Below are 17647 nucleotides of genomic sequence, written 5' to 3' on the forward strand. Positions count from 1 at the left end.
TGGTGTGAGAACCTCTCAATATTACGAGTTTGCTTCTATTTATGAAATACTTATCTCAAAACGTCAACAGACCCTAGCGACGAATGCGATGATAGGAAAAGGCTAAACAAAAAGCCTTCATATGATCGCCAAGCAGACAATTCAACAAAGAATTTCATGCCTGCTCCTGCAGCATATTCATTGACGGAGGCACTACCATCGTATTTACCGATTAGTCTATCAAAATATCGACGGGAAGACGGAACAAGAGACGAAATGTTAATACACCCCGCTTGAATCTCACTACGAATTGATCGCATCACATGGGTTGGAGTATCACGTAAATCGGTGTGAAATTCGGTACACTCATCGTCCTCAAGAGGACGTTCTGATAGAACAGTACGCCAAGTTTCCTTCGCACTTGCGGGTAGATTAACGTCAGATGCTATCTCATTGAGTGAGCGAAGACGTATGGCCGCATGGGGAGATAGGACGGAGAAATTAGGGAGGACGAGGCTCTGCTCATCATTAGATATGAATAGCTTTGGCAAACAGCCGTTTTTAGCTTCAACTTCAATACTGAGTTTCCACGCTCGACCTTCGGTATCAGTTACGGTCAATTCGAACGTGCCGGAAAGAATCCTACGTATACCATCGAAGAGTTCGGAACGCAGAATCGATATACCCGAGTCGCCAAAGACAATAACAGCATCTGCTTTGAAGCCGTACTTCGCTCGAAATGTAGCATCTTCTAGCAAGGTCTGGCGTATTAGCGGGGGCACGTGCTCTAAGGCTGCTTTTGCCATCATGGCCCTGATATCGGGAGTATTGCTCATGTCGATTCCTTTATACTCATTTCCGTTTCGGACAGTTTGGCTATCAGTATTTTTTCATGCTCAGCGATCCAGGCGTATAGCTCAGGAAATTGTTCCTTGATGGGAGCCAAAAACCTATCCTCAATCCATTCACAGTATGCGTCTTTTATGCTCTGTGGTGCGTTGCATGGGGGAGTCGCCAGTATTCGAATATGAGCACCACGTCTTGACTTGATAAGATTGACTCCATTCTCTGACCCGAGAGCGTGAGCCCAGCCACGAATGTCCACCTGATCAACTATCCAGTTGGATCGCACTTTTATTTCGGTTAAATCAGCGCCATCCGACCACAATCCCTTAAGTACTTTGTCGAACACTTTAAGAATTCTATCCAACCAAGGAGCCTCCTTCGGAAGCTGGAGCCAGTTGCTCATTCGAACACGGAGTAAACACTCTCTGATTGCTTTTAGCTCGGCTGTCTCAATGACCTTATTTCCTTTAACGGGTGATGCGTTAAGATGCTGCGTTAGCTCATCCTCAGTCATCGGCACAAATAAATATCCGGCTCGACGAAGCAAAGTCCTGTACTCCATGAGATCTCCGGCTGATATTATGCCAGCCAAAGCTAAGGCATCCAGCAGATCCAAGGTAGTAATAATTGGAATTTGCACCTTACCATCATCGGCATGAGCATGCTGATTGAGGAATCTGTCGTCTGATATAACTGCATTACAGATAGCTGTCAAAGCAATAACACCAAATGTTGGATGTTCAGATATTGATCGTATTTTCGGCTCATCGTTAAAGTACTGTTTTCCTACTTTGATCTTTCCAGATACGATTCTTGAATTGACAGCACTTCTTATGTGTTCAATCGCCTCGATGGCTTTGTCAGATATCCTTTGGTAAGCAATAAGCGCATTAACTTCAGACACCTCACTAGGAGAAACAATTACTCTAAACCCCGCGACATGAAGCTTTTCAAGAATTCCAATATGCAGAAAATAGGTTATTGCCAAACCATCAAGGAATAGCGTAGCGCCATCTCTGATCTCGGGCTGAGTTGGCCAGGGCTTCTCTTGCAGTTGCAAATAAGCACGCGCCCTTTTCTCCTCCTCCGCAGTAATCTGGCCTTTCTCACGCAACTTTTCAACAATTGCCAGGCAGCTACTCATCACAGCGGCATGACAGCTCAAATCGGCTTCTTCCTGCAAGAGTGAAGAAAGACGATGAACCGGCGAGGACCTAATAACAATACGCTGAATATCATCGTCCTCCCTGCCTTTCTCTGCTTCGGTTATCATCAGCGCCAATTCGTCGCCAATTTGTGCTGACAAATCACAGTCTGCGATAGTGCTAGCAACCAACTTCTCTAGTAAACCTCGGGCAAGCAAATCGCGCAACTTATGTGCATCTCTGATCCGACTCGGTTGATGAAACGCAGCCCTCTGCTTTTCCTCAAATAGCCACACGAGTGTCGAATGCGGCACATAGATCTCCTTAAAAGTATCTAATGCTGTTTCAAGGAGATTCAGATAACTCAAAGTGAGTAACGCGGTAGCGTCGATACCAATCGTTGTCTCCATGAGATCAAATGAAACTGGAAAGTGTTTTCCGCTGTATGCGGGAATGATACTTTTTCGCCTAGGGTCACTCTCAGACAAATTTGCGAAGGCAGGTAAGAGCATCAAATCGACCAGACACCTGTTTAGAAATTGAGCTGCTAGAAACATCGGAATTTCACCACAACTCAACAATTGCCAGGTCTCAGAGCCTCTGCGATCCCAATCAGGTTTACGGTCAAGAAAATCCTTCAAGGTCAACTTCTGAATCGGTCCGTTGTCTCCAGAGAGTTCGGCGGCTTTATGTAGCCACTGCACGACCCTCTTATTACCTTCTAAACCAGCACTCGTTGCCAAGAAATAGGCAGAAGCTAAGATTGCGGCGTCATCATCCGCTTTTGCTGCTGCCGCAAATATCAAGTTCTCAGCAGTATGCGAACCAAAATTAAGAGCAAGTTGTGCAGCGCCAAGCAATTCGTGCGCGCTTCTCTTTTCTCTTTTCGCGTATTCATCTGCAACAATGGTTAACAAGAAGTCCCAATCACCAAGAACAATAGCTAGATTAATCTCTAACAGACGATAGCTAGGATTGTCCTGATCATCAATTAGCTTGGTTAGTTCGGCGCGAGCCTGCACAAGTGCACCTTCATGGTATAGCGCCCAAGCGTAGAACAATTGTAAAGTTCTGGATAGCGACAATAGATCCGAATTTGCACTAAGGAACTCGACAAGCTCTTCGGACCTCTGAGAATTACTTAAAGCATTTGCGAAACGCTCCGCATTGCGAACAGTTTTGGTTCTTTCGAACAGCGATGCCCCATACTCGCAGACACTGCTCCAATCCTGCTTGCGTTCGAGTTCATCAATCAAGTTCACTAGATCCCACAGAGCGTTAGTTTGTTTGAACTGCGCCTTTCGAGCTTCAACCGGGTCAGTACCTTCAGCCTCTGAGATGATTCTTCGAAGGCGACTCTCTTCTGCTTTGGAAAGCCCATCGTCAATGAGTAAGTTCAATAATTCATTCGCTCTTTCGGGAAGCCCTGCTCTAGAAAGCATTTCGATTTGAAGAAACCGGAGCGATTTCGGATCAAAATACTTGGATAGTTCGTCGTAATGCCGGTCAACGTAGTTGACGACATTCTTTGGTGTTTTTTGCGCGAAGGCGAGAGCAAAACGAGCAATTGCGGTATCCGGTGTAATGCCGCCGCGGAGGGCGATGTCTCGATCGATCTCCTGCTCCACCGTCACAAGATCGAGTTTGATGCCGAATTGAAGGCCGAGAGGAACAAGACGAAGAGCTGATTTGGGATTCCGAAGTCGATCTTCCAATCGTCGTTTGCCGACATCAGCATTTTCAGGGTCCATTAGCTCAAGCCACAGTGCATATTCTTCATCAACCATTGCTGTGCGGTGACAGTTTAACCGCTGTGCTGCCGACACAGCGTCACTAAAGTGACGCTGGGCTGTCTTCCGCGCTTCCATTGACACCACGTCTTCTGAAAGTGGAAAACTTGCTGCCTCGAAAGGAAACTGGTTTAGGACAACAGTGCGCAGTTCGATCGGCACCGCACTTAGCAACTGTGTTATCGCCGAAATGTGATGGAGAACAGGTGCATCCTCAAAATCATAATCAATTAACGCATCAAGATTTTCCCTAGCTTCATACCAATGACCGAGATTAAGCTGCGTCGCCAGCAGGAAATACTTACCTTCCGCATCCAAGCGGGTGGTTTCGATACCGGCTTTCTTAAGCCAATCAATCGCCTGTTCCCCGCCGTCGTGGTGCTCGACAATCATAAAAGCCGCTGTTCGCGAAATCGGTGAGTCGATTCCTGCAAGAGTATCTAGAGCTGCTCTCTTATTTCCCTTCTGCGATAAAATGAAAGCTTTTGAGATCTCGATTTCTAGAGACGCGCCCAAGCTCTTAGCAAGCTTCAAGTATTCTTCAGCCGTGTCTAGTTCATCAGTGCGTGACAACAACCTTGCACACCATGCCAATGCTGTTCTCCTGACCGCATCTGTACCTCTTAATAGGTCTCCTTCAACAAGTCGTCTTCCAAACGTGAGCGTTGAGTTAACGCGATCAAACTCAATGAAAAAGCGAGACCGGCGGAGGATACTTAATTCTTCGTTGATTTTTTGATCAACAAGTGTCGTTGGGAAATCCACACTTAAGAGATTTATATCTCTTCCAGCCTGTAAGTTGACCGAACTATCTCCTGATGATATTGATTGACTAATTTTCTTATTCCACATTGTTACGTTTGGGTTTGCTATTAATCTTGATATCGCGACCCGCTTGAATATTCATTGAGTTGTTTCCAGATCGAATATTCTGGGATGAGGCAGCTTGCCTTCCTTTATAGATAACACGAATTATTCCTGTGAGGACAACTAGGCCAACTCCGGAAAAAAGCCATTGCTTCTCAGCAATAATCCAACTTAAAAGATCATCCAATTTTTTTCTCCTTTTTGGGTTGTAACTAGGTGAATTTTTACCGGTTTGGACTTTCCGTTGCCGGTTATCACACTATAAGCATCGGCCCCCCCGTGACCTTGGTGCGGATGCGGTAGACGTCGTAGTTGACGTTGACACCGTCGGCCACAGCCATTTCGTGGTTATATTCCATCACCAGATTCTGGTTGAAGAAGCCAAAGGTCTGTTTGCTGGGCGTAGCGGTGAGGCCGATCAGGTAGGCATCGAAATACTCAGGTAGGCATCGAAATACTTCAGCACCTGCGCTCATAGATTGTAGATGGAGCGGTGGCATTCGTCGGTGACGATGATGTCAAAACTCTCAATGGGAATACTGGGATTGTATTCGTTCAGCTCCGGTTGTTTGAACAGCCCACCAAGTTTGTCCACTGATGCTTCTTCGAGATCTTCAGGCAGTTCTCTACCCTTGAGCATGGCATACATGCGCTGGATGGTGCAGATACACGCTCGCGCAGTGGTGTCGAGGACGTTGCTGGTCAATCGTTGGACAATGTACTCCTCGGTGAACTTGAAATTATTGTAGGGCGAGGCGTATTGCTGGAACTCTTTCAGTGTCTGATCGCCAAGGTTGCCGCGATCCACCAGAAACAATACTCGTCTGGCGCCAGCGACTTGATCAGCCGGTAGATGAACGAGATGGCGGCCGGTGGCCATTTGAATGAGGGCGCGCGGACGGTTTTCCCTGAGCGATTGTTCCAGGTTCTGGATAGCCTTGATTTGAGCAGGCCACAGCCCTTCTTCTCTGAACGGTGGCATCTGTTGCAGGCGGGCGAGGAAAGTACTGCCCGTTTGGTAATACTGCGGCAAGCTCTGCTGTGCAGTATTGGGAGGTGGATTGTTCAGCCACTCCGTCAGCAGTTCAGGTTTGTGGAACGCAAATACCGAGCGCGAACGTGGAGCGGGATCGAGGCCGTTGGTAAAACGGGTTTCGGCTCCTGTCGATTGATACGAGAACGGCAGCGGATTGCTCCAGCGCGGTAGACCATCCGGCAAGCCTTGTGTGTATTTACCGGATTGCGTTTCAACGCCCGTGAGGGTAACCCCTACTTTCTTGGCTTCGATCACGCCTGCTGCTTTACCATTGACATAAAGCAGATAATCTGCAAAACCATGGCCAGATTTCAACGGAAATTCACGAATGGCAATGCCGCGTGCTACGTGGATATTGACTTTATCTGCATCGCACACCAGCCAGCCTGCTGCCGTCAGCAGGCGATCGATATTCTCTCTTGCGCGTTGTTCGAGTGACAATTTTTACGAGTATTTTTATTAGTATCGTAAGTAGATCATCAAGCTATGAGTGGTCAAGACGATAGCATATAAAGCCGTCACATAGCTAGTTTTTCATCACTTTGGTCTTCGCATTTTTTGCATCATTCAGCTGGATACCTCATCATGGCTACCGATATCGAGCAACAGTATTTCATGCTCAGAAATTTGTAGCGTCAGGTAATACGGTAATTATTGCAGACGCTGCATTAGTGATTCTATGCTGTCATGACGAGTGACTCGCCCTGAATGCACATCTTCCAAAGATGCCTTGATGCGGGCCAGGGTTGCTTCTTGCTGTGCTTCAAGGAGTTGGTGGTAAAACTCTTCGGTCATCACTACATATTGTGGCCGATTGTTCTTGATGATGTGCACAGGTCTCTGAATCAAAGCTTCGTCAACGGCTGCAATACCGCGGCGCTTGATTTCCTGCTCAGTAACGATGTTCATGTTTTGTTCCTGTATTTTGGTGGATGACGCGTTGCTTGTCCACCCTACTATACGGAGTAATTTGTAACTTGATTCCGTTCATGGTTCGACAAGCTCACCACGAACGGGAATAACTATCGACAGGCTCACCACGAACGTAATTAACTATCCAGGTACGATACAAACACAGTCAACTCGTTAGCGTTCGTCCTGAGCTTGTCGAAGGACTTATTCAGTTTCCCTAAGGAAATTTCAGCAAACTCATGGAGTTATTTCCCAACTCACTCACGCACCGTTTCCCAGAATTTCTGCAGGCGTTTGACGGATACTGGGTAAGGTGTTTTCAGCTCCTGGGCAAATAGGGAGATGCGCAGTTCCTCGATTTGCCAGCGGAATTCAGCCAGATTGGGATCGCTGATGCCAGCCTTGCGGTGTTTTTCCAGGCGTTGCAGGTATTGATTCCACAATGCTGCGATACTGACGGCATGTTGCCCGTCACGTGACGGATTGCCGGGGTATTTATCGAGACGCAAGACCATGCCTTTCAAATAGCGCGTGAGGTGCGGCAATCGCTCCCAGCCAGTTGCATGCAAAAAACCAGGATGAACCAGGTGATTGAGCTGATCGTTCAGTTCATTCTTGAGGCGAGGATTGTTGATCGTGGTGGAAGCCAAGCGTTGCTTCAGTGTCTGGTATTCCTGGGCGATGTCCTGAATGAGTCGGGCAATGGCATCAGTTACAGGACTGAGGCGTAATCGCGCACGCTGTTTCTGGGCGTTAAATTCGCTTTCGTTGCGCGGCAGCGGATCATCGCCGATGAAGGCCCGATCGCTGATGGCATCGAGCATATCCCGTTTGAGCGTTTCCGGATCGATCAGCGTGCTCAACTGTATAATCGCCTGTCTGTGTCCGGGCAGATTTTTTTCGAGTTGCTTCATCCGGTCTTTAAGCTCGAAATTCAATAATCGCCTAAGCCCCGCACGCATGTTGCTTGCAGCTGCTTCACGGGTATCGAACAGGCGTATGGCGACATGGTCCGTCTGATCGACCAGGGCGGGATAACCGGTTATCTGTTTGCCAGCACGTGTGAAGGTGATTTCCTCGGGTAGATCTCCAAAATCCCAGCGCGTGAGCTGATCGCGCTCGATGCCGGTTTGCTCGGCTGCACCTGACCGGGCAAAAGTCAACTGGGCGGCCTGTCCCAGCTGCGCCTGTAATTGCACCAAATCGCGACTCATGGCCAGTTCCTGCCCGGCATCGTCGATCACCTTGTAATTCATCTGCAAGTGCAGCGGCAAAGGTTTATCGTCCCAGCTATCCAGCGGAACCTTGATGCCTGTTTTGGATTGAATGAAGCGTGCGAGCGCTTCCGACAGCAGGATAGGTTCGCCCTGCGTTTCCTGCTGTTCCAGAAAGCGGGTGACATAGTCGGGTACTGGCACCAGATTGCGCCTGATTTGCTTAGGGAGCGCTTTCAGATACCAGGTTATTTTTTCCCGTACCAAACCGGGCACGAGGCTATCAAATTGGGCGGCAGTCAGCTTGTTGAGAAAAGGCAGCGGCACTGTAATGGTCACCCCATCCAGCATGTGCCCTGGTTCAAAACGATAGTTCAAGGGAAAAGCGTGGTCATCGATGCTGACAGTTTCAGGGAATTGCAGTTCGGTAATGCTACCTGCCGCATGCCGCATCAGATAATCACGCGTGAGATACAGCAGTTGCGGATTGGTTTGTTCTGCCTGCTTACGCCATTTTTCAAAAGCAGCCCCGCCATAAATGTCCGCCGGAATAATGGCATCATAAAACGCGAAAATCTCCTGCTCATCAACCAGCACATCCTGTCGGCGTGCCTTGTGTTCGAGCTCTTCGATTTCTTCAATTAGCTTGCGGTTGTGCTCAAAGAACGGTGCCTTGGTCACGTACTCCCCTGCTACCAGGGCGTTGCGGATAAAGATTTCGCGCGCCTCCTTAGGGTTGATTCTGCCATACGCCACACGCCGCTTCGGTACAATGGTCAGGCCATAGAGGGTGACACGTTCATAAGCCGCGACTTGGGCAGGCTGTTTTTCCCAATGAGGGTCAAAATAATGTTTTTTACAAAGCCCGCCAGCAATATTTTCCAGCCAGGATGGATCGATCGTTGCCACGCAGCGCGCATAAAGCTTGGCGGTTTCGGCCAGCTCCGCTGCAACAATCCATTTGGGTTTTGCTTTTTTCAGCGATGAGCCCGGAAAAATCGAGAACTTGATCCCGCGCGCACCGAGATATTCACCTTCACTTTCCGATTTGAAACCGATATTACCGAGTAATCCCGCCAGCAAGGCACGGTGAATCTCCTCATAACTTGCCGGTACCTGATTCAGCTTGAATCCTAGCTCCATCACGAGGGTGTGCAACTGTCCATGAATTTCGCGCCATTCGCGCATACGTCGATGGGAAAGGAAATGTTCCTGGCACTGAGCGATCAGTTTTTTGTTAGATTTTTTATGCTTGAGCTCTGCATCAAAGAATTCCCACAATTTCAGAAAACTCAGAAAATCCGAGCGCTCATCACGGAACGGTTCATGCGCGCGATCGGCTGCTTCTTGCCGCTCGAATGGCCGGTCGCGCGGGTCCTGCAGACTCAGGGCAGAAGCGATGATGAGCAGCTCGCTCAGGCAGTTTTCTTGTTTTGCTGCCAGAATCATGCGCGCAATCTTCGGGTCGATCGGAAACTTGGCAAGCCGCCAACCGATCGCAGTCAGCGTATTGTTGTCATCGACTGCACCCAGTTCTGCCAGCAATTGATAGCCATCAGCAATCATGCGCGGCAATGGCGGTTGGAGAAAGGGAAAATTCTCCACATCACCGATTTTGAGCGATTTCATGCGCAAAATGACGGCAGCAAGCGAGGAGCGCAGGATTTCCGGATCGGTAAATTCGGGGCGCGCCAGATAATCATCCTCCCCATACAGCCGAATACAAATACCGCTCATTACCCGCCCGCAGCGCCCGGCACGCTGATTGGCGGAAGCCTGGGAAATTTTCTCGATCAGCAGTTGCTCGACTTTGTTGCGGTAACTGTAGCGATTGATGCGCGCGAGACCGGTATCGATCACATAACGAATACCCGGCACGGTCAAAGAGGTTTCCGCCACATTGGTTGCCAGCACGATACGGCGCACATTACCAGGCTTGAACACGCGCTCCTGCTCGGCAAATGATAAACGGGCAAACAATGGCAGAATTTCCACCCCTGCCCCGCCACCCGGCCGGCTAAAGGCATGTTTGCGCAAGGATTCGGCTGTTTCTCTGATTTCACGCTCACCAGGCAGAAAGATCAGGGTATCACCTGGCTCTACACGCATCAGCTCATCAACCGCATCCATGATGGCCTGCTGCAGATCCAGTTCTTCCTCATCTTCAGAAGCCAGAGGGCGATAGCGTATTTCCACCGGATACAGGCGACCGGATACTTCGATCACCGGTGCGTTATTGAAATGCTGGGAAAAGCGTTCCGCATCGATGGTGGCGGAAGTTACGATTAGCTTGAGATCAGGCCGTTTCGGCAGTAACTGCTTGAGGTAACCCAGTAGGAAATCGATATTGAGACTGCGCTCATGCGCTTCATCGATGATAATGGTGTCATAGGCACGCAGCATCGGATCGCCCTGTGTTTCCGCCAACAGAATACCGTCTGTCATCAGTTTGATATAGGTATCCTTGCTGATGCTGTCGGAAAAGCGGACTTTATAACCTACAGCATGACCCAGCGATCTATTCAGCTCAGAAGAAATCCGCATCGCCACCGTACGTGCGGCGATACGGCGCGGCTGTGTATGCCCGATCAACCCTGCTACACCGCGCCCAAGCTCAAGGCAAATCTTGGGTAACTGCGTGGTCTTGCCTGAACCGGTCTCACCACAAACAATCACCACCTGATGCGCCTCAATGGCGCGCGCGATTTCCTCACGCTTACCAACGACGGGCAGCTCTTCTGGATAGGTTGGCTTGGGCAGATTGGCTAGACGCCGCTCCAGCTCAGTTACAGCAAGCGATGATTTCATGACAAACTTAATGACAAAAAAACAAACGCAAGCGTTAACAACAAGCTTGCAAAATTAAAGAATTAGACAGCTAAAAGCAACTACGATTCTTTACTCACGATCACCTTCTCTTTCTGGTTACTCAGCGTCCCCTGTTCAATGATAGCCACAGTCAGGCGAGAAATCGCCACACGCTTGCCGGTTGCTTCTTCGGTGATATCCGTCTGCCAGACTTGAGTGCGACGGCCGATATGCAGCGGTGTACACACCCCGATGACATTGCCTTGCGTGACAGCCCGAATATGATTGGCATTGATTTCAAGCCCAACCGCACGATATTTCTCTGGATCGATCGTCATCCAGGCTGAGACACTGCCCAATGTTTCTGACAAAACGCAGCTTGCTCCGCCATGCAAAATACCAAATGGCTGGGTTGTCCTTTTATCCACCGGCATCCTTGCTTTCAGAAAATCCGGGCCAATTTCCACAAAATGTATCCCGATATGCGCACCCATATTGGCGTTGCGTAACCCTTCCAGATAATCGAGTGTGTACTCCTTGAACCAAATTGTGCTCATCAGTTCCCCTTTACTTTAAGTTGATCGTTAAAAAAGAATTAAAAGAGCTATATACCGCAAACTCCGCTAAACCGAATATTATAAAGGCAATGACCAAATCGACGTGCCACTTTGTCACTTTGTTATAGTCATATTTTTCAGGGTCGCATGACGAGTCCTTTCAAGGCAATTGATTTAACAGGCTGTTAAAGCCAATACAAATCATTCAGGAGCGATTGAATTGATTTAACAGGCTGTTAAAGCCAATACAAATCATTCAGGAGCGATTGATATGATGGAAGGTGCTATTTTCATAGGAACATCTGGCTGGTCATATAATCACTGGCGAGACATATTCTATCCTCCAGATTTCTCCCAAGAAGAATGGTTGTACTACTACGCAAAACACTTTAAAACCGTCGAAATTAATAACTCGTTCTATCAATTGCCTGATAGAAAAACATTGCTGCAATGGTACGACACAGTCCCTGAAGACTTTATCTTTACTGTCAAAGCCAGCCGTTATATTACTCACATGAAAAGACTGAATGATCCAGAGCAAAGTACTTGCACTTTCCTGGAACGAATACGTGTCCTGGAAAACAAATTAGGCCCCATTTTATTTCAGTTACCACCTCACTGGCACTTCAATCCCGAACGCCTGGCTGACTTTCTTGGGAAGCTCAGTAATGATTTCAGATATGTCTTTGAATTTCGCGATCATAGCTGGCATAACGCACAGACTTATCAACTGCTCTCGACGCATAAGGCAGCATTCTGTATATTTGATCTGGATGGTTTTCTTTCACCCAAGGAAATCACCACAGATCTTATCTATGTCCGCCTGCATGGCCCAAATGACCCTTATCAAGGTAGTTATAGCAAAAATACTTTATCCGAGTGGGCAAATACTTTTGCCAGTTGGTCGTCGCAAGACCATACTATCTATTGCTATTTTGACAACGACCAGAACGGTTACGCTACATACAATGCCCTCACCTTGCAGGCCGTGTTGCAGAAAAAGTAAGCTTCTTCAACTTCAATAGTACCCATCATGGATAGAAGATCTGGTAGTCAGGGTACCAAGGCTAATATGTTAATACCAATGCAATCTGCAAAACCAGAAAAAATTCATGCGATCATTCAGAATTTACACTCAATCACCCCTGACGTAAGATGCAAATTCATTTTCAAATAGTGGCCATCAAACTGGCAGCAACTCAAGTTCAACATCGATAGTTTGTAAGCAATGAATTTTTTATCACGTCGTATCGCTCATCTTGATATGGATGCTTTCTTTGCGTCTGTTGAGCTTCTCCGTTACCCGCAATTGCGCGGTTTGCCAGTGGTCATTGGCGGGAAATCGGAACACAAACCGGCACTACAAGCAGATGGAAATCTGCATTTCTCACGGTTGCGTGATTATGTTGGTCGTGGTGTGATCACGACAGCCACCTATGAAGCGCGGGCAGCTGGAGTGTTTTCTGCGATGGGTATGATGAAAGCAGCCCAACTCGCCCCTGATGCTATTCTGCTCCCGGTTGACTTTGGCGCATATCGCCATTATTCACAGCTGTTCAAGACTGCCGTGGCAAGCATTGCACCCCAGATCGAAGATTCCGGCATTGACGAAATTTATATTGATCTCAGCAGCCTGCCAGACGATAGCTTGACGCTCGCAAAACGTATCAAACAAGCTGTATTCAATGCCACTGGCCTCACCTGCTCGATTGGTATCACGCCGAATAAACTACTCTCGAAAATTTGCTCCGATCTTGAGAAACCAGATGGCGTCACGATTCTGGACATGTCCGATATTCCAGATCGCATTTGGCCGCTACCGGTGCGCAAAATCAATGGCATTGGCCCCAAAACAGAAAAGAAACTGGCATCACTCGGCATTTCGACAATTGCTGAGTTGGCACAGGTCGAATTGAGCTTTCTTCAGATTCACTTTGGCCGTGGCTACTCAACCTGGCTCTATGAGGCCTCGCATGGCATTGATCATCGTCCAGTCATGACCCGCTCCGAACCCAAATCGATCAGCCGGGAAACCACTTTTGAACGCAACCTTCATCCACGCCATGATCGCGATGGTTTATCGGAAGCACTCATGACTCTGTGTACACGTATAGCCGAGGATCTGAAACGTAAAGGCTACCTTGGCCGCACTATTGGTATCAAATTGCGCTTCGAGGATTTCCATACTGTCACACGGGACATAACCCTGACTACATTCATTGCTGATGATATTTCTATACGCCAGGCTGCGCGAGAATGTTTACGACGTGTGCCACTGGAAAAAAAGCTGCGATTGCTTGGCATACGAGTCAGCACGTTGTCTTTTGCCCACTCGCTACAGGTAGCCAATGTTTTAGCTCAGGCAGAATTGCCCCTTGATTTCTAGGAATAGCAATTAATTCCACTTCCAAATCAAACATGACGCAAAGGCGGGCTGCAGACAGTATAAATAATGCGGCAAGGAGATCCGATAAAATTAGGTTTGAGTCAGGTTTGATTTAGAAATGGAGCAAAGAGGACGATCAACTCAAATTTCCTATCAAACTAATAGAATTTTATTTCCTATACATCCATTCATCATAATGTCAATGGAATGATTTTTGTGTTTGCAATCTGTTACCAATTAGTATGCTAAATTTCTTATTTCCTTGTTAAATATGACCTGTAAAATTCGAGAGAGTATAATAAAATTTCCGAAAGTTCCGAATAAGCAGGTTTGTTAATATTTTATGTCCAAAAAACTTTTTCAGAGAACACCGATACTCGACGGTAACGACGTTAACGCTAAACGTGAGGAAATACGATCCTATTTTCATACCACGCTGGATTATTACGAGCAGCTTTTTAAAACGTTACATAACGATGAGGCTTATTACATCAAGCCTATTACGCTGCGGCATCCTCTGATTTTTTATTTGGGACATACCGCCACTTTCTTCACTAACAAATTGATTCTGGCTGGCTTGATTACTGAGCGAATCCATCCCAAGATGGAGTCAATGTTTGCGGTTGGCGTAGATGAAATGAGCTGGGATGATTTAGATACTACGCATTACGATTGGCCAGCCGTAGAAGAAGTATGGGCGTACCGCCGCACGATGCGCAATACAGTCGATAAACTCATCAGCAATACGCCGTTGACCCTCCCGATTGGCTGGGAAAACCCCTGGTGGACTATTGTGATGGGTATTGAGCATGAACGTATCCATCTGGAAACATCTTCAGTATTGATTCGCCAGCATGCACTCCAATACGTTCAGCCTCATCCTGCCTGGCAACCCTGCCGCAAAACCGGAATCGCCCCGGAAAATCAATTAGTAGCTGTACCGGCTGGCAAGGTGCAGATAGGTAAAAATAAAACTGATCCGACGTACGGCTGGGACAATGAATACGGTCATCACTCAGCAGAAATCCCGGCATTCCAGGCAAGCCGTTATCTAGTCAGCAACCAGGAATTTCTCGCTTTTGTTGAGGCCAATGGTTATGGCGTAGAGGATCACTGGGAAGAGGAAGGCCGTGGCTGGTTAAAACATACTCGCGCGCAATACCCTACCTTTTGGCTCAAACAAGGCAATGAATGGCGTTTTCGCCTGATGACCGAGGAAGTGCCTATGCCCTGGGATTGGCCCGTGGAAGTAAATTATCATGAAGCCAAGGCTTTTTGTAACTGGAAAGCAAAAACCAGCGGACTACCAGTGCGTTTACCTACTGAAGATGAGTGGTATCGATTGTACGATGCAGCCAATTTAACCGAGGTACCTCACACCAATCCAGCCGTTGGTAATATTCATCTCGATTATTATGCCTCCAGTTGCCCAGTTAATGAGTTTCCTCAAGGTGAATTCTTCGATATCGTAGGCAACGTTTGGCAGTGGACAGAAACACCAACCTATCCATTTGAGGGGTTCGATGTTCACCCACACTATGATGATTTCACTACGCCCACTTTTGATGATCGACATAATCTCATCAAAGGTGGCTCCTGGATTGCGTGTGGTAATGAATCATTGAAAGCGTCACGCTATGCATTCCGTCGTCATTTCTTTCAACATGCTGGATTTCGCTACGTCGTTACTGATACCCCTGCCTTCCAGCCTAGCTCTCATTATGAGACAGACAAATTGCTGTCTGAATATGCTGAATTTCATTATGGCGATAAGTATTTCGATGTATCCAATTTCCCGACTGCTCTGGCTAAGTTAGCCATTGCTGCTATGGGCAACCGCCCCGCGCACAAGGCACTTGATTTGGGGTGTGCCTCAGGGCGAGCCACATTTGAATTGGCAAAACATTTCGACCATGTGACAGGTGTTGATTTTTCTGCACGCTTTATCAATCAAGGAGTACAACTCGCTCAGCAAGGTGTGCTGCGTTATACGCTAACGGATGAAGGCGATCTCGTCTTTTATAAAGAACGTTCGCTCGCAAATCTGGGTCTTGATGATATCAAACATAAGGTTGAGTTCTTTCAAGGCGATGCCTGCAATCTCAAACCGATTTTGACTGGCTATGATCTCATCCTTGCTGTCAATTTGATCGATCGTTTATACGATCCAGCCAAATTCCTGACAAACGTGCATAGCCGGATCAATCCAGGTGGGTTGTTGTTGATTGCTTCCCCTTATACCTGGTTAGAAGAGCACACCAAGCGGGAATCCTGGATCGGTGGATTCAAGCGAGATGGTGAAAGCTTTACCACATTAGATGGCTTGAAAGAAATACTTGGCAGCCATTTTAGATTGATTCAGGGTCCACAGGAAGTTCCCTTCGTTATTCGTGAAACTAAACGTAAATTCCAGCACACGTTATCAGAAGTGACGATCTGGGAGAAAATCGTGTGAGTGATCAATTCGACCGCGATATCAAACGGGCTGGAACGAATAGTACCAAGTTTGATGGGCGTCTGGGGACATTCGGCAATGCCAATGTGATGCCGCTATGGGTTGCTGATATGGATTTCGCCGCCCCTGTCGAAGTCACGCATGCATTGATCGAACGCGCCACGCACCCCATATACGGCTATACGCTATTTCCAGAGAGTCTCTACCAATCGCTCATCGACTGGGTATGGCTGCGCTATCATTGGAAAATAGAACGCGAGTGGATCATTTTCAGCCCCGGCGTGGTCCCCTCGCTAACTGCTACTATCATGTCACTCACCCAAGCAGGTGAGCAAGTCATCATACAACCGCCGGTTTATTTTCCATTCTTTTCAGCGGTAACTAAAACAGAGAGGCAATTGATACTCAACCCGTTGCATCTTGAGCAGGGTCGATACACGATCGATTTCGATCAACTGGAGCAGATCGGTACCAATGCGCGCATATTGCTGTTCTGTTCTCCTCACAATCCCGTTGGTAGAGTTTGGAATAAGTCTGAGCTAGCGCAACTTATTGAGATAGCTAACAAACATAATTGGGTGATTATTTCAGATGAAATTCATGCCGATCTGGTTTATCCGGAAAACCAGCACCATCCCCTGGCGAGCCTCACAGAAAACCCAGAAAATATTATTACGGCTATTGCCCCTAGCAAGACCTTCAATATCCCAGGGCTTCATTTATCGGCTCTTATCGTGCCGAATAAAGCTCATCGTGCTGCTATTACTCATTTTTTTGACATAATTCATGTCAGTGCTGCCAATCCCTTCAGCATCGTTGCATTTGAAACTGCCTATCGGAAAGGGGCAACATGGCTGGATGAACTGATGTTTTATCTAAAAAATACGCGCGACCATGTCAACGCATATCTGACCGAACATTTGCCAGAGATTCATTTAATCAAGCCAGAAGGAACGTATCTACTTTGGCTGGATTGCCGCGCACTTCATATGAACGATAAGCAGCTCAAGCATTTTTTTGTGCATGAAGCTGAAGTTGGGTTGAGTCCTGGCGCTTTATTTGGAAATAATGGTAGCGGTTTTATGCGTATGAACATCGGCACTCCCCGCCACAATATTATGGCCGCACTTGAAAATATTAGAAAAGCTTACAATCGAGTAAAAATAAGGTCAGGAAGAATATTATAAAACGACTATCTTTGTAATTTACCAAGAAACATTGCGATATTAGAGCTGTTCCATGGCAAGATATCTTCGTCTCTCAAAAGATCAGGGAATTTCTTGGCTGACATCTCACAGGCTTCATCATCACCAATCAGTATAACCTTCATTTTTGCTTCAAAAGCACAACGGAGTTCCCATAATTGCCCATCAGCCCGAATGGTATTGGGTGTGATAAGACCAATTACCCCATTACACCCTCTAACTTTTTCCCGACATTCCTCCTTCCATGCGCTCTCCCAGGATTTTTTTTCTGGCATGAACACACATGTGATTTCTGGACTCTCTTTGTTTATCTGCTCTATAAGTTTGTCTCTAAGTTCAGTATCCTTGAGCGCAAAGCTGACGAAAAGCTGATTCGTTGATTCCATCTTGCTCCTTTCTCTGATTTGTTTTCATTAAGGGATACAAATCTACCCCTTTTAGATCCTT

The 17647-nt window shown here is 47.3% G+C and carries 13 protein-coding genes; 4 read left to right on the forward strand and 9 right to left on the reverse strand.

What is annotated here, in order from left to right; translation table 11 throughout:
• Window positions 1–50: 50 nt before the first annotated feature.
• The 8 genes from R2Q26_RS13695 to R2Q26_RS13730 all read right to left on the reverse strand — a co-directional run bounded on the left by R2Q26_RS13695 (window position 51) and on the right by R2Q26_RS13730 (window position 11154).
• Window positions 51–761 carry a hypothetical protein gene (locus tag R2Q26_RS13695; RefSeq protein ID WP_317536798.1) on the reverse strand — a complete coding sequence of 237 codons (711 nt, stop codon included), beginning with the start codon at window positions 759–761 and terminating at the stop codon, window positions 51–53.
• A gap of 50 nt (window positions 762–811) precedes the next feature.
• Window positions 812–4612, reverse strand: a complete 3801-nt coding sequence (locus tag R2Q26_RS13700) for a PIN domain-containing protein (RefSeq protein WP_317536799.1) — start codon at window positions 4610–4612, stop codon at window positions 812–814.
• Window positions 4602–4814 carry a hypothetical protein gene (locus tag R2Q26_RS13705; RefSeq protein WP_317536800.1) on the reverse strand — a complete coding sequence of 71 codons (213 nt, stop codon included), beginning with the start codon at window positions 4812–4814 and terminating at the stop codon, window positions 4602–4604. Before R2Q26_RS13705 ends, R2Q26_RS13700 begins: the two co-directional genes overlap by 11 nt.
• Before the next feature lie 67 nt (window positions 4815–4881).
• The gene (locus tag R2Q26_RS13710; protein WP_317536801.1) at window positions 4882–5103 is read right to left on the reverse strand and encodes a hypothetical protein; all 222 of its coding nucleotides are present in this window, start codon (window positions 5101–5103) and stop codon (window positions 4882–4884) included.
• Window positions 5100–6104, reverse strand: coding sequence for a DEAD/DEAH box helicase family protein (locus tag R2Q26_RS13715; RefSeq protein WP_317536802.1), 1005 nt, complete (start codon window positions 6102–6104; stop codon window positions 5100–5102). The genes R2Q26_RS13710 and R2Q26_RS13715 overlap by 4 nt, the downstream gene beginning before the upstream one ends.
• 210 nt (window positions 6105–6314) lie before the next feature.
• Complete coding sequence (locus R2Q26_RS13720; protein ID WP_317536803.1) at window positions 6315–6572, reverse strand: hypothetical protein; 258 nt, start codon at window positions 6570–6572, stop codon at window positions 6315–6317.
• A gap of 260 nt (window positions 6573–6832) precedes the next feature.
• Window positions 6833–10597, reverse strand: coding sequence for an ATP-dependent RNA helicase HrpA (gene hrpA / locus R2Q26_RS13725; RefSeq protein WP_317536804.1), 3765 nt, complete (start codon window positions 10595–10597; stop codon window positions 6833–6835).
• An 80-nt stretch (window positions 10598–10677) separates the two neighbouring features.
• Window positions 10678–11154 (reverse strand): hotdog fold thioesterase, encoded by a 477-nt coding sequence (locus tag R2Q26_RS13730; RefSeq protein ID WP_317536805.1) that lies wholly within the window; start codon window positions 11152–11154, stop codon window positions 10678–10680.
• 271 nt (window positions 11155–11425) lie between these two features.
• Here R2Q26_RS13730 and R2Q26_RS13735 point away from each other — a divergent pair, with 271 nt between their 5' ends.
• The 4 genes from R2Q26_RS13735 to R2Q26_RS13750 all read left to right on the forward strand — a co-directional run bounded on the left by R2Q26_RS13735 (window position 11426) and on the right by R2Q26_RS13750 (window position 17182).
• Window positions 11426–12160: a DUF72 domain-containing protein gene (locus tag R2Q26_RS13735; protein WP_317536806.1), complete on the forward strand. Its 735-nt coding sequence runs from the start codon at window positions 11426–11428 to the stop codon at window positions 12158–12160.
• Between the two features lie 222 nt (window positions 12161–12382).
• Window positions 12383–13540 (forward strand): DNA polymerase IV, encoded by a 1158-nt coding sequence (gene dinB, locus R2Q26_RS13740; RefSeq protein ID WP_317536807.1) that lies wholly within the window; start codon window positions 12383–12385, stop codon window positions 13538–13540.
• A gap of 343 nt (window positions 13541–13883) precedes the next feature.
• Entirely contained in the window at window positions 13884–15995 is a 2112-nt protein-coding gene (gene ovoA, locus R2Q26_RS13745) for a 5-histidylcysteine sulfoxide synthase (RefSeq protein ID WP_317536808.1), read from the forward strand.
• A complete protein-coding gene (locus R2Q26_RS13750; protein ID WP_317536809.1) occupies window positions 15992–17182 on the forward strand; it encodes a PatB family C-S lyase in 1191 nt (396 codons plus the stop codon). Before ovoA ends, R2Q26_RS13750 begins: the two co-directional genes overlap by 4 nt.
• A gap of 5 nt (window positions 17183–17187) precedes the next feature.
• On the opposite strand, the gene R2Q26_RS13755 is transcribed toward R2Q26_RS13750, so the two are convergent.
• On the reverse strand, window positions 17188–17586 hold the full coding sequence (locus R2Q26_RS13755) for a hypothetical protein (RefSeq protein WP_317536810.1): 399 nt from the start codon (window positions 17584–17586) through the stop codon (window positions 17188–17190).
• Window positions 17587–17647: the final 61 nt, after the last annotated feature.

The sequence above is a fragment of the Nitrosomonas sp. Is37 genome (assembly GCF_033063275.1).
In the GTDB taxonomy this organism is placed as follows: Bacteria; Pseudomonadota; Gammaproteobacteria; order Burkholderiales; family Nitrosomonadaceae; genus Nitrosomonas.